Genomic DNA, 11,977 nt, shown 5'->3' on the forward strand with positions numbered 1-11,977 from the left:
GAACGGGCGGACGAGGATCTGGCTCTAAATCCCGTACAACTCCCCTCGCTCCAACGACCGATTAATCGTCGGCCGCGAAGTCCCCAACCGCTCGGCCGCCTTCCGCTTGCTCAACTCGTCCTTCTGGACCATCTCCAACACCGCGACCACGTCGTGATAGTTCTCGGCCTCGACGAGCCGCCCGTCGTCCTTCTCGAAGCCGAGCGGAGCGCGGCCGTGGTGGTAGTCCTCGTTCTCCTGTCGCGCCGCGATGCCCTCCTTCGTGCGCTGCTGGGCCATGTTCGCTTCCAGCTCCGCGAACACGCCGAGCAGTTGGAACATGGCGGTCTGGTAGGGGTCGTTGTCGTTCGGCTGCAGCGTCAGTCCCTCGCTCACGATGTGGAGCTCGACGCCACACTCTTCCAGCCGTGACGCGGACCGTTCCAGGTCGCTGATCGATCGGCAGATACGCGAAATGCTGTGAACGACGACCGCGTCGATCTCGCCGTCCTCCGCGGCCGCCATCATCTCGCGGTAGCCGCTCCGCTCCGTGTCCGTCCCGGTTGACTTGTCGCGGAACACCTCGAAGTCGCTGAGGCCCACGTCGAACTCGCGGTCGGCGTACTCCTGCGTCGAGGAAAGCTGTCGGTCGAGGCTCTGCTCCTCCGTCGAAACTCGGCAATACCCGGCTACTGTCGTCACGTCACCGTGCAGGGAGGGCGACTATTTAAAGAACGAGCCTTCCGTGCCGCCTGTACGATAACACCCGTTTTCGGGTGGATCTCCTACCCCGATTTGGTGTACATATACAGACACGAAAAGATAAGATTCTCTTCAGACTCGGATCTCAGTTAGTCTTCGCCATCTGAGTCGGAGTCCGAATCATCGCTATCGTTGAACGCGCCTTTTCGAGACTGATGGCCATCGGGGGCACCGAGCCCTGTAGACTCCACTTCCGAGGAGTCGTCATCATTGTCAGACATACTGTGTATGGATAATGGTACCAACCAATATAATTCCAACGCCAAGTAGTGAGAGATACATTGCACATGAAACCTTTGTGCTGTTATTCTCAGTCTTCTCTCCAATATCCTCGATCCAACCCTCGTACCCTCGTAATGTTCCGATTAGATACTCTATCTCCGGAGAATTCAATTCTCTCACTCTCTGATAAAATTCTGGTTCAGGTCCTAAGGAGACGTACTTCGCCCTCTGACCAATCATTGCTAATACAGTTGATGCTATTATCAGTAATCCTCCTATCGCAAAAATCAAAAGGAGACTCCCTTCTGTCGGGATGAAATTCTGAGAATTCGTGATTGCTGCGATTAGTATCGTTGATATGATTCCGTTAAGTTTCACTACTCGCCATGCCCGCTCATTTACGTCGTTATATGCTTCTAACTGATTTGCGTGTGTTAGACGAGCATCTTCTAATGCACGCTTATATGATTCTGGATCTCTGTCACTCAGATTAATCTCTTGTTCAGATTTACTTTCATTCTCTTGGTTCTCTTGAGTTTTCACCACATCTGATTCCGTCTCTGACATTATTCTTACCACCCGTCGAATTCGTCGGCCTCAACGTACCGGAACTCCTCGTTGACGGGGTCGTAGCCGACTTGCATCGTGTCGCCGGGCTCGACGCCGACGCCCCGCGCGGTGTCCTTCGGGATCGTCAGGGTGAGGCTCCCGCTGTTCTCGCCGACAGTTCGGGCCCCGAGCGGGACCACGACCGACTCATCATCACTCTGCGCCTCCGCGGCGCGCCGACCGGGCTCACACTTCGTCGCCATCTCGATTCACCCAACGCGACCGTCACATAAAGTCCCTCTCCCGTCCACTACGCGGTCATAAACGCGACCCGAAACTCCGCGATTCCTTACGCGGAGCGGGCTCCCCCGCCCATGTATGGTCGCTTCGACCACTACCGAGACGGCACCGATGACGACCGACCGCGACACCGGCCGGAGGAGCTGACCGATGCTCGCTTCCGAGGGTGGCGCGGCGCTGGCCCTCCAACCGGAGACGGAGGGCGAACAGACCGCCCTGACGCGACTGCAGGCCATCTACCGTCGCGCGACGCAGTACCAACTCCCGACGCCGTACTGGGACGCGGCCGCGAACTTCCCCGATCTCGACTCGACCGGCGAGGAAGTGCTGGTGTTCCGGGACGGAATGAACGGCACACCCGTCGACGGTGAGGCGACCGCGGCCGCTCGCGCTGATGACGCGCCCCCGGACTGTTCGGAGAACCCCTCTCCTTCCGGTGGAACGGACGAGACGACCACGGATGGAGGGACCGCGTGACGGAGGTCCTGGAGTTCGGGACGCGTGCCGACGCGAACAGCGTCCGCGACGACCACGCGGAGCACCTGACCGGACGGTTCGACCGGCGCTTCGCGAAGGCGGAACTCGAGGACGACGTACCCGACGATGTCGAGGCGGAGATTCGTGGGATCGCCGCGGACGGTCGCGCCGACCGCGCAACGGGAGCCGGGCAGGTCGAACTGACCGACGCCGAGAAGGACCGCCTCGGGCCGTTCACGGGGTCGAACAACTACCGGAAGGCGGCCGCCGTCAAGGGCGCGTATCTCGGCGCGGGGATCGACGACTGGGGAGCCTACTACGATCCGGAGCTGACCGCCGACGAGAACATCGGCCGGATCGAAGAGGTGCGCCAGCAGCAGGCCGGTGCGGACGTTCGCGACGGTCCGACCGAACAGGAGATGCTCGACAAGGAGGCGGACGCCGCCGCCCGTGTCGACGACGAAGAGTGCGACCACGCCCGGAACAAGTGTAAGAACGGCGCGCCGGGCGCCTGCGAGCACCTACAACATGAATGCGGGATTTCCGAAACAGAGGTTACGACGCTACTGGACCACACCGAACAGGTGCCGTTCGAGTATGTCGACGGGACGACGAAAGGCGCGCTCTCTCGGGCGTGGGACGGATACACGGCCGCAGTTCGCAGCCTTTCCGGCCTGCTCGACGACCTCGAGCGCGAGTTCCAGCATGCCGAGCGTGCTGCCGAGGCGATCAACGCCATCGAACAGGGCATCAGCGATGCGGAAACCGAGCGGTTCGACGCGCTCGAAGGCCACCATCGCGCGCTGCTGAACCTCTACAATCGTCACGACCACACGGACCACGGTCAGCCCGGCCATGGCCGCGATCCGACCGACGATGAGCTGCAAGAGCGCGCTCCTGACCCGCCCGAGCCGCGAAAACCTGACGCGCTGACGAACGACTCGACTCGGAAACCGCGGCTAGATGTCGATACGACACAGCTCCAGGTCGACGATGGCCATCCCACCGAGATCAACGGGTGGACCAAAATCAAAGCGACCGATGACCACGTCCGCTACTCACGATACTTTGGCGACAGGGAGTGGAAGATCTTCCTCGACCGCGGTGACACGCCATCCGATTTCCGCATCAAGATCGGAGCGACCGTGGTCCACAAAAACGGGACTTCCGACCCCGAAGATAAGCTGAGCGAGCGTACGGCGCTGGAGAAAGCGACGAAGCTCGCCAACGAAGAGCTGGAGCGTCAGTACGACCGGACCCGGTTGCATCACCAGGATTGGTACACGCCAATGCCGCCGACGCGCGAGGCGGATTTTGACCGGCTGAATCCTGGAGAGAGGTATCTCGACGGTGATCGGGCTCCGTTCGAGGCGCTCGGCGTGACGCTTGAACCGTCGGATCGGGTCCGGATCTCGTTCCGAGGCGAGGACTACGAAGGCCCCGTCTTGTCGTCGACTGCGGAGGCGTTTATCTTCGACTCGGGATCGCTTGGACGCCTGAAGGTCGACCAGAGAAGGACCGTTCACGAAAAGATGTCCGGGCAGTATCTCCCGGGCGGCCAGCTTGACGCCATCGAGCGGGTGCAACGGTTCGCGGATAACCGTCACGTCGAGGATTCTGACGGCGGTCTCGCGGAGTTCGGAGTAGAGGCGACTACCGGTGCAGACGGACCCAGCGAAGAGCATCGCCGGGCCCAGAATCAGGGCTATCTCCGAGGGGGATCGCGTGGCTTCGCTGAAGATGCGAGCGCCCGTGACGGACTCGGACAGTTCGCGGCGACAGGCGGCGAGGAAACCTTAGACACCTACGAGAACGATGACTGAACTCGACTGCAAGATCGATGGGTGCGACTACGCGGGGTCCCCGCAGGGCCTCCGGTCGCACCTCCACAGTAGCAAGGACGAGGCGCACCACGACGCGGCGCAGAACCGCGACCATCACGGCTGGTACCCCGCGGCCTACGGTCTCGACGAGGACGAGGGTACCGACGAGGGGGCCGATACGGGGGGTGATGCCCCCCCTTCGGAGGGGGTCGAAAAGGGTAGCTCGAACGAGGGCGACGATACCCCCACCGAAGAGGGGTCCGAATCGCCCGACGGAGGAAGCGACGAATACGCGGAGCAGTGGGGGGAGACGGCCCCCGCCGAAGGGGAGTCTGAGGGCCCCTCCGAGGTGGGTAGTTCGGAAGAGGCCGGCGACACCCCCGAAGATGGGGGTTCGACCCCTTCCGCGGACGGGGGGAGCGGCCCCTCGCTGGGGGTCATCGTCGCGGGGACCGCGGCGGTCGGCCTCGCGTGGCTCCTTCGCGGGGGCCCCGACACCCCCGACGAGGACCCCGTCACCCCCACCGAAGACGGGGGTAGCGACCCCACCGAACAGCCTACCAACGACTCCACTACCCCTGACTCCATCGTATGACCGACGAATCCGCAGACGACGAGGACGCACCGACCCCCGAAGAGGACCCTACTGACACCCCCAACGAGGGAGGCGAGGGGGAGGACGACCGCCCCCCTATCGAGGAGGACGAACGGGCAGACGTGGACCTCTCGGAGATCACCGAGGAAATACAGGCGGAAGAGGGGGGCGAGTCCCCAACCGAATCGCCCGACGCTGACACGGACGGAGATACCCAAGCGGAAGGGAGCAACGAGGGGGACGAAGAAGGGGGCGAGACCCCACCAAAGGGGGCCCATACGTGGGGGGACCAGTACGTCGCGACCCTCTCGATGGTCCTCCCCGAGATCGCCGAGGAGATGAGCGGGGAGGATTGCGAGATGGAGCCGGCAGACATCGAGGACCTCGCGACGCAGCGTCCCGTCTGTCTGGACGAGCAAGTCGACCGGCTGGCCGCGGAGATGGGCGGCACCGAGGACCTACCGCCGGGACAGGCCGTGGTCCTCTCGACCGGGCTCCTGGTCGGGACGGTACTGCTCAAGGAGGGCGGCGTGGCAGGCGACCTCGCCGGCCGGGTACAGGAGGCTGGTGCCTGATGCTCGGCGGGATGCAACAGCAGGCGCTCAAACGCGTCCTGTCGAACCCCGAGGAGAACGAGCGGATCCGTGCTTACGCCGGCACGCTGGCCGCCATTGAGCGCGAACAGCGCGAGGCGATGCGCGACCACTTCGCGGACGACCTCGGCGTCGACCCCGAGGAGTTCGACCTGGTCGAACCACCGGAGGCCGAGGAGCGTATCAGTACGCTCTGTCGGGCCATCGCCGCGCACATGGCGGGCGATCCGTGGAACCTGTGGCTCGAGGAACTCGCGCCCGAGGAGCTTCAGAACGCCGAGCAGGCGGCGGAGTACGCAGGGATGGACGATGACGCGTGGAGCGAACAGGTCACTGAGTGGGCCGCGCAGTACCGCGACCGGGCCGGCGACGCGGTCGCGGGCCGGACCGACCGCGAACTCGCGAGCGTCTTCATCGAGGACACCTTCGGCGTCGGGCTCGACACGTTCGAGCAGGCGGTCGTCGGCTTCGATCCGGGCGAGGTGTTCCGTGAGGTAGTCGCGGCCCCGCTCGAAACGCACACGGAAGCAGTCACCGACTACGGGGAGGACGACGCGGAGTGATCCTCTCCATCGCCGCCATGTCGGGGTGGGGCAAGTCCTACGCCTGCCAGGCGATCACCGAGATGAACACGGAGGTACATTCCGACGCCGCCAGCTACGACCACGTCGTCGTTCTCGACTTCAAAGACGAGTACCGCGGTCTCTGCTCGAAACAGCACGGTCCAGCGCCCTTCCAGCACTGGATCGCCGGCCCTCGCGAGCGGGACCACTTCCGCCGGAAGCACTGGCGGGAGCTGATCAGCGAGAACGGGAACGTCGTCATCGCCCGGCACCAGGAGGCCGTCGACGTGGACGAGTGGCGCGAGATCTGCGCGATCGTCGCGGAGGTCGCCCGGCCGATGGGCGACGTGCTGATCGTCATCGACGAGGCGCACTTCGTCGCGCCCCAGTCCGGCAAGGTCCCCGAGCCGCTCGTCGGCCTCGCGACCACCGGCCGCGGTGAGGGCGCGTCCTCCGCGTGGGTCACTCAACGCCCCGCGAAGTTCGAGGAAGACATCTGGAGCCTCGCGAACGCCCGCCTGCTCGGCGCGTTCGACTCCGACAGCGACCAGAACAAGATCGCCGGCCCCATCGAGTACCCCAAGGAGGTCCACATCCCCGGCGGCGAATCGCTCGGCCGCCTTCCCGACGACCTTCTTGCGGACGGTGATGCGGTCTCCCTCCGAAAGAACAGCCACGTCGCGGACGACGGGACCGAACGCGTCACCGACTCCGAATGGGTCTACAGTGACGACGACGGCACTCGCGAACGCTTCTGGAGCAGCTCCCGCTGGAGCCCGCAGTGTGACCACGTCGGATCGCCCGGGAAGCGCATCGAGGTGGGGCTGTGAGCCGAACACAAGTCACGCTTCGAGGAGGTGATACCGAACAGTTCGAAGAGATCCGGTCAGAGATCGCCGACGCTCGCGGCGGAAACGAGCCGAGCAACGCGGAGACGCTCCGGATGCTGATGCAGGCGTGGTCGTCGAGACGGGTTCCAGTCTGACTGGCAACCGATGCGGACCCCTTCGGTCCAAATCCCTTCTTCGTCGGTTCTTGAAGGGTAGCGGGCCTCTCGGGGGAGAGTGCAATGCCCATTGATGCAACGGCTGGCTTCGACAAGCTGGCCGACATGCGCTTCAACAAGGAGGCCGCCGCGGTCGTGGGCGGGCTCCTCGTTGGGGAGGCGTCCGGCTACATGATCGACGGCACCACCGTCTTCGGGGTCGACCTGCCGCCGGAACTCGGCGGCGTCCTCGTCATCGGTGGCGCCGAATACGCGCCCGCCGTGTCGGGTCGCGTCAAGCGCGAGGTACAGATCGGCGGGGCGTCCGCAGTCGCGCTCTCCCTGCTCGAACGGTTCGGCGTCCGTGACGCGCTCACGGAGGCGGTGGCGTAATGGTGAACGTCTACGCCGCGAACGGCGAGACGACCGACGCGGACGCCGTCGAGATGGAGCTGCTGGAGAACATCCCGCAGTACCACAAGCCGACGGAGATCCTCTCCATCTCGGCGACGCGAGGGAACTTCCTGCGGTTCCTGAACCGGATCAACCGGGGCGAGGATGCGGGCTTCCCGCTCTACATGGACCTGCGGAACTCGAACAACGATCCCCTGCCGACGAACACGGAGGTCGTCCTGCTCGCGAAGGTGTCGGGCTCGAACGACACCTACCAGGTGAGCGAGACTCGCCACGAGATCAGCTACTACAACAACAACACCATCACCGAACAGCGGGAGGTAGAGCGGATCGACGGCGCGAAGATCATGCTGCAGGCGCCGGAGGCGGCCGGCGGCGGCCCGGTCGAGAAGCACGACATCCGTGACATCGACACGCTGTTTCTCGCGATCCAGTCGGCGGACGTGATCGACTGGTCGAACTCGCAGGTGTACGCGGACTCGAACGCGGTCGAACAGGGAGACCGGTAGGATGCCCGCGGAGATCATCAAGCAGGCGATCGCGGAGGTGGACAACCTTCGCCGTCGCCCGAAGACGCTCTCGCCGTCGACGCTCGACACGAGCGCGAACACGCCGGGGTCGACGTCGACGGTCGCGAACCGGACCGCGGACGTGCCGCTCGCGGTTCGCACGGGGCGCCAGAATCCCCTCAAGTACGCCATCCCGGCCTACGAGTCCTTCGAGACTGATGGGACGGGCGACACGCAGAACTTCGGCCTGAGCCACTCCATCACGGACTGTCCGTACACGGAGAACATCGTCGTCTGGTTCGACGACCAGTATCAGGGAACGCCGTCGACGGTCAACAAGGGCGGCGACTGGTTCGAGGTGAGCGGGCCGGGCAGTGTCGTCACGGTCCACGCGTTCTACATCTCGGACGAGCCGGCGACGTTCCGCATCCGGAAGTCGATGCCGTCCTCGTCGACCACGTCATCGGAGGTGCTCTACGACGCGTCACTCGGACTGGTCCAGCAGACGGACCTGATCGAGCAGCCGGAGTGGGTCGAAGCGAACGCGTCGGCGCTCCAGCGGTTCGTCGCGGCGGACATGGACCTCTCCGTCGAGGTGGACGCGCCGTACCAGGTGCGCTTCGAGAGTTCGAACGGGGACGCGGAGGCAACGAACGCGCTCCTGTCGGTCCCGATCCAGCAGGGCGCGGATTCGCTCGACTCGCTCAAGGCCGGCGTCAAGGCCGACATGGGCGAGCGGTAACCCCCCGGAGACCCTCTTTATGAGTGCACGCACGACCGTAACCACGACCGGACAGCAGAGCGACCCGGCGCCGATCGTCGGCCGCGACCTGTGGGACGACACCGGCAGTGAGGTGTCCGTCACGGCCCTCGGCGGCGGCGAGACGAACTCCGACCCCGCGGGGATGGACGCCTCGGTGACGACTACGAACGTCGAGCAGGGACCGCTCGCGGCGGCAATCGAAGCGTCGCAGTTCTCACACGACGAGATCGAACTGTTCGCGGACATCGTCGGCATGGCGGCCGGCGTCCTCGCGCTCTACCTCGCGCTGGGCGGTGATCTCTGATGGCGCGCGACACGGCCACCGTCGAGGTAACGAAGGAGGAGATCCCGCCCGCAGTCGCCGAGGCTCGCGGCCGCGAACTCCGGTGGAAGGACGAGGAGGACGGTAGCTGATGGAAGTCGTTCCGGCGCCGGCCGAGGGCGATATCCCGTGGAACCAGCCCCTCACGGTGGAGCTCAACGGCGGCGAGAAGGCGACCGTCGAGTTCAACGCCGAGCAGCGCACGAATGACGGGCTGGTTCTCCCGACGCTGGCGATCAGCAAGTACCAGTACAGCAGTTACGCGGCGTGGCTCGACGGTGAGACCGAGCCGCGTTACGGTCCCGCGAGCGTCCCCCCGACCGACGTGGACGACGCTTCGGTGACGTTCATGCCCGCGTACCAGTTCGACCAGACCCTGACGGTCGAGGTGATGAACCTCTCGGACCAGTACCGCGAGTACCACATCCAGCCCATCGGCTTCGAGCGCATGGAGGGCCAGTAATGGCGCTTGAGACCACGACCGACGTGGACTCGATCAGCTCGGTCATGGGGCCGAACAACGAGGTCCAAAGCCCCGCGACCGCGGAACAGCAGAAGGAGGTCGTTGACCGGCTCTCGAACGGAGGGACGGTTGTCGCAGGGGAGTACGCCACCGGCAGCACGACGAAGGAATCCCTCCCTTCCGACACGATTCCGGAGGGTGTCGATGTCGGCATCCAAGCGAAGAACAGCAACACCGGTGCCGTCTTCGTCGGTGATGAGTCTGTCCAGGTGATACGACTCTCCCCGAACGCGAGTATCGAACTCGGAGTGACCGACCTCAGCGCCGTGTACGTGCAGACTCCCAACTCGGGAGATGGCGTGAACTACATCTACGAGGCCTAATCCATGGTGAATTTATCGACGGACGGCGCTGGCGGCGGTGACGCCTACACCTACGTACAGGACGCGCAGCCGGCCAGCCCCGAGGAAGGGGAATCATGGTACGACACCAGCGAAAACGCCGCTTACGTCTACGATGGCGCATCGTGGATAGAGCAAACCGTGGTCGACCACGGTGAACTCTCAGGAGTGGGATCGGGCGACCACCACGCGAAACCGATCGGAACCGGGAACCAAGCAAGGCGTCAATCCACATTCCGGGTTTCGATCTACGCAAACAGTGGAAACAGTTCGACACAGCATGTTCCCGTAGTCTGCGACGGCTGCACTATCAGCGGAGACGGCAGCGGTGGCGGTGGGGCCTACGAGATTCGCGAGTACAGGACTGATAACGTCCTGGCTTCGGGGTCCGTTGGCGAGAACGGTAGTGAATCAGTTTCGTTCAATCCCAGCTACGTGACTTGCTACTATGAAAACACAACGACCTTCGACGGCTCGAACTACTACGACCTCGATGCCGTCGTACTCCCCCCTCACAGTCACAGCATCTAATGATGGTCTCCTTCCCCTACCACGCCGTCCCCGACGGCACGGTGATCGCACCGCACCATCTCTACATCGGAGTCCTACTGGCGCTGCTCGCGGCAGCAGTCGTGTGGGACGACTCCCGTACGGACGAGCCGGTGATGGTCGTAGGGTTGCTGTGCGCGTCTCTCGTCGGCTTCGCGGCGACCTGGCCCGAATGGCCCGTGGTCGGATCGCTCATCACGCTCGCCGGACTGGCGGGTGCGCTCGTAGCCGTCTCTGTGGGGCCGTTCTGGCGCGGACGGCATCCGTGGATCGTCGGCCGCCGGCCCGCCGTTCGCTCGCTCGTCGCGGTCGGCATCCTGGTCGCGCTCGACGACGCGGTCGAGCATGCGGTCGGTCTGCCGACCCCGCTCGATACCGTCTGGAAGCTAGCAATCGCGCCGCTCCTACCGGGAGGGCCGATCTCGGTGTAAACTCATGATGAACACAATCACTACTCAGACGGTCGAATGGCTCGCCGCAACCGGGGCACCCAACGGTATCGTCATCCTCACCCTGCTCACACACCCGGCAATGTGGTCTGAGAAGGCGCAAAAGACGGTCTCGACAGCGTATCAGCGCTGGACAGACCGGCTCAGTGGGACCGGAGGTGGCGCCTGATGGTCGCCACCATCGACACTGGCGGTGCCGGCGGGGGCGGTACCCTCGATGCAGACGACGATCCGTGGGAGGACGACTCGGGCGGCTCGACATCTTCGAGCTCCTCGACCGACACCACCACAACGACCACCACGTTTGATCCGTCGGACCAGACGCTGGGCGACGGGATGGTCGACACGACGGACGACGAGCCGGCCGACATTAAGGTGGACGACTCGAACACTGACCCGGACGCTTCCAGCCCGGCCGGCGGACAGGGAGAGACGTCCGCGGTCGCGGACCTCATCGGCGAGGACGAGTCTGTCGTCGAGGACTACGCGAGCGAGGAGGGACAGGACGCGCTCGACCTCGGACAGCAGACGAGCGACGAGTGGACCACGCGGCGCCGTCTGGCGCAGTCTCTCGGTATCGAGACGGACGCGGCTGAGTCAGTCGGCTCGATCTTCACGGGCGAGGGGATACTCGCTGAACAGAGCGCGGCCCAGCAGGAGGCCATCGACGCACTCGACCAGCCGGGCCAGCAGGTGCTCGACAACCTCCCGGACGCGTTCGGGGAGCTGTTCGAGAGCGATGCGGTGGACTTGCCGCCCGGCGCGCTGTTCGCAGCCGTCGCGCTTCTGGGTGGTGGTGCGGTGGCGATCCACCAGACAGGAGGGCTCGACCGGTGAGCGTCGGCGGCATCGTCTCGGGCGGCTACGACGACACTGAGGAGAGCGTCGAGGAGGCGACTGAACACGCTGAAAACCCTCTCACCGAGGAGGAGGCGGCCGCTATCCCCGAGGACGAGCGGTCGCGCTTCGAGGACGCAATGGCAGGAGACCTCGACCCCGATTGGGGCGGCGACGAGATCGGCGAAACCGTCGACCCGTGGACCGATGCGGCGGAAAGCGCCGGCGACGCGGCCGCAGACGCCATCACGTCGGCGGTGCCGTGGTGGGGTTGGGCACTTCTCGTTCTCGGCGGTGCCGGTGCGGCGACATGGCTGTTCCGTCCGGCCGTGTTTAATCACCTGAAGGGAGTGGAATTTGCTGTTCCGCGGCCTTCCTGATGTTGTATACTGCACACATCAGCGCAAGTTCACGGAATTCTC

The 11,977-nt window shown here is 64.4% G+C and carries 20 protein-coding genes; 17 read left to right on the forward strand and 3 right to left on the reverse strand.

The genetic code is table 11. The features are described 5' to 3' along the window. Nucleotides 1-24: 24 nt before the first annotated feature. The 3 genes from AN233_RS08675 to AN233_RS08680 all read right to left on the reverse strand — a co-directional run bounded on the left by AN233_RS08675 (nucleotide 25) and on the right by AN233_RS08680 (nucleotide 1,775). Nucleotides 25-681: a recombinase family protein gene (locus AN233_RS08675; protein ID WP_058366387.1), complete on the reverse strand. Its 657-nt coding sequence runs from the start codon at nucleotides 679-681 to the stop codon at nucleotides 25-27. A 273-nt stretch (nucleotides 682-954) separates the two neighbouring features. Continuing rightward, nucleotides 955-1,530 carry a hypothetical protein gene (locus tag AN233_RS16835; protein ID WP_125920003.1) on the reverse strand — a complete coding sequence of 192 codons (576 nt, stop codon included), beginning with the start codon at nucleotides 1,528-1,530 and terminating at the stop codon, nucleotides 955-957. A gap of 5 nt (nucleotides 1,531-1,535) precedes the next feature. Next, nucleotides 1,536-1,775 carry a hypothetical protein gene (locus tag AN233_RS08680; protein ID WP_058366388.1) on the reverse strand — a complete coding sequence of 80 codons (240 nt, stop codon included), beginning with the start codon at nucleotides 1,773-1,775 and terminating at the stop codon, nucleotides 1,536-1,538. A gap of 187 nt (nucleotides 1,776-1,962) precedes the next feature. Between AN233_RS08680 and AN233_RS08685 the strand changes: the two genes are divergently transcribed. The 17 genes from AN233_RS08685 to AN233_RS08755 all read left to right on the forward strand — a co-directional run bounded on the left by AN233_RS08685 (nucleotide 1,963) and on the right by AN233_RS08755 (nucleotide 11,935). Then, entirely contained in the window at nucleotides 1,963-2,289 is a 327-nt protein-coding gene (locus tag AN233_RS08685) for a hypothetical protein (RefSeq protein WP_058366389.1), read from the forward strand. Continuing rightward, a complete protein-coding gene (locus AN233_RS08690; RefSeq protein WP_058366390.1) occupies nucleotides 2,286-4,112 on the forward strand; it encodes a hypothetical protein in 1,827 nt (608 codons plus the stop codon). The genes AN233_RS08685 and AN233_RS08690 overlap by 4 nt, the downstream gene beginning before the upstream one ends. Continuing rightward, a complete protein-coding gene (locus AN233_RS08695) occupies nucleotides 4,105-4,707 on the forward strand; it encodes a hypothetical protein (RefSeq protein WP_058366391.1) in 603 nt (200 codons plus the stop codon). Before AN233_RS08690 ends, AN233_RS08695 begins: the two co-directional genes overlap by 8 nt. Continuing rightward, a complete protein-coding gene (locus tag AN233_RS08700; protein ID WP_058366392.1) occupies nucleotides 4,704-5,282 on the forward strand; it encodes a hypothetical protein in 579 nt (192 codons plus the stop codon). The genes AN233_RS08695 and AN233_RS08700 overlap by 4 nt, the downstream gene beginning before the upstream one ends. Then, nucleotides 5,282-5,863 (forward strand): hypothetical protein, encoded by a 582-nt coding sequence (locus AN233_RS08705; RefSeq protein ID WP_058366393.1) that lies wholly within the window; start codon nucleotides 5,282-5,284, stop codon nucleotides 5,861-5,863. The genes AN233_RS08700 and AN233_RS08705 overlap by 1 nt, the downstream gene beginning before the upstream one ends. Beyond that, complete coding sequence (locus AN233_RS08710; RefSeq protein ID WP_058366394.1) at nucleotides 5,860-6,693, forward strand: ATP-binding protein; 834 nt, start codon at nucleotides 5,860-5,862, stop codon at nucleotides 6,691-6,693. Before AN233_RS08705 ends, AN233_RS08710 begins: the two co-directional genes overlap by 4 nt. Further along, nucleotides 6,690-6,848, forward strand: a complete 159-nt coding sequence (locus AN233_RS17315; protein ID WP_176696670.1) for a hypothetical protein — start codon at nucleotides 6,690-6,692, stop codon at nucleotides 6,846-6,848. The genes AN233_RS08710 and AN233_RS17315 overlap by 4 nt, the downstream gene beginning before the upstream one ends. A gap of 84 nt (nucleotides 6,849-6,932) precedes the next feature. After that, nucleotides 6,933-7,241 carry a hypothetical protein gene (locus AN233_RS08715; RefSeq protein ID WP_125920004.1) on the forward strand — a complete coding sequence of 103 codons (309 nt, stop codon included), beginning with the start codon at nucleotides 6,933-6,935 and terminating at the stop codon, nucleotides 7,239-7,241. After that, on the forward strand, nucleotides 7,241-7,771 hold the full coding sequence (locus AN233_RS08720) for a hypothetical protein (protein ID WP_058366396.1): 531 nt from the start codon (nucleotides 7,241-7,243) through the stop codon (nucleotides 7,769-7,771). Before AN233_RS08715 ends, AN233_RS08720 begins: the two co-directional genes overlap by 1 nt. Before the next feature lies 1 nt (nucleotide 7,772). Continuing rightward, the gene (locus tag AN233_RS08725; RefSeq protein ID WP_058366397.1) at nucleotides 7,773-8,513 is read left to right on the forward strand and encodes a hypothetical protein; all 741 of its coding nucleotides are present in this window, start codon (nucleotides 7,773-7,775) and stop codon (nucleotides 8,511-8,513) included. 19 nt (nucleotides 8,514-8,532) lie between these two features. Next, entirely contained in the window at nucleotides 8,533-8,838 is a 306-nt protein-coding gene (locus AN233_RS08730) for a hypothetical protein (RefSeq protein ID WP_058366398.1), read from the forward strand. Between the two features lie 109 nt (nucleotides 8,839-8,947). Then, nucleotides 8,948-9,319, forward strand: a complete 372-nt coding sequence (locus AN233_RS08735; RefSeq protein WP_058366399.1) for a hypothetical protein — start codon at nucleotides 8,948-8,950, stop codon at nucleotides 9,317-9,319. Next, nucleotides 9,319-9,702, forward strand: a complete 384-nt coding sequence (locus tag AN233_RS08740; protein WP_058366400.1) for a hypothetical protein — start codon at nucleotides 9,319-9,321, stop codon at nucleotides 9,700-9,702. The genes AN233_RS08735 and AN233_RS08740 overlap by 1 nt, the downstream gene beginning before the upstream one ends. Nucleotides 9,703-9,705: 3 nt before the next feature. Continuing rightward, entirely contained in the window at nucleotides 9,706-10,251 is a 546-nt protein-coding gene (locus AN233_RS16840; RefSeq protein WP_125920005.1) for a hypothetical protein, read from the forward strand. Nucleotides 10,252-10,253: 2 nt separating this feature from the next. Beyond that, on the forward strand, nucleotides 10,254-10,700 hold the full coding sequence (locus AN233_RS08745) for a hypothetical protein (protein ID WP_141654135.1): 447 nt from the start codon (nucleotides 10,254-10,256) through the stop codon (nucleotides 10,698-10,700). A 186-nt stretch (nucleotides 10,701-10,886) separates the two neighbouring features. Then, nucleotides 10,887-11,555: a hypothetical protein gene (locus tag AN233_RS08750; protein ID WP_058366402.1), complete on the forward strand. Its 669-nt coding sequence runs from the start codon at nucleotides 10,887-10,889 to the stop codon at nucleotides 11,553-11,555. Then, nucleotides 11,552-11,935, forward strand: coding sequence for a hypothetical protein (locus AN233_RS08755; RefSeq protein WP_058366403.1), 384 nt, complete (start codon nucleotides 11,552-11,554; stop codon nucleotides 11,933-11,935). Before AN233_RS08750 ends, AN233_RS08755 begins: the two co-directional genes overlap by 4 nt. Nucleotides 11,936-11,977 lie beyond the last annotated feature (42 nt).

The organism is Haloparvum sedimenti, from assembly GCF_001462205.1.
GTDB lineage: Archaea > Halobacteriota > Halobacteria > Halobacteriales > Haloferacaceae > Haloparvum > Haloparvum sedimenti.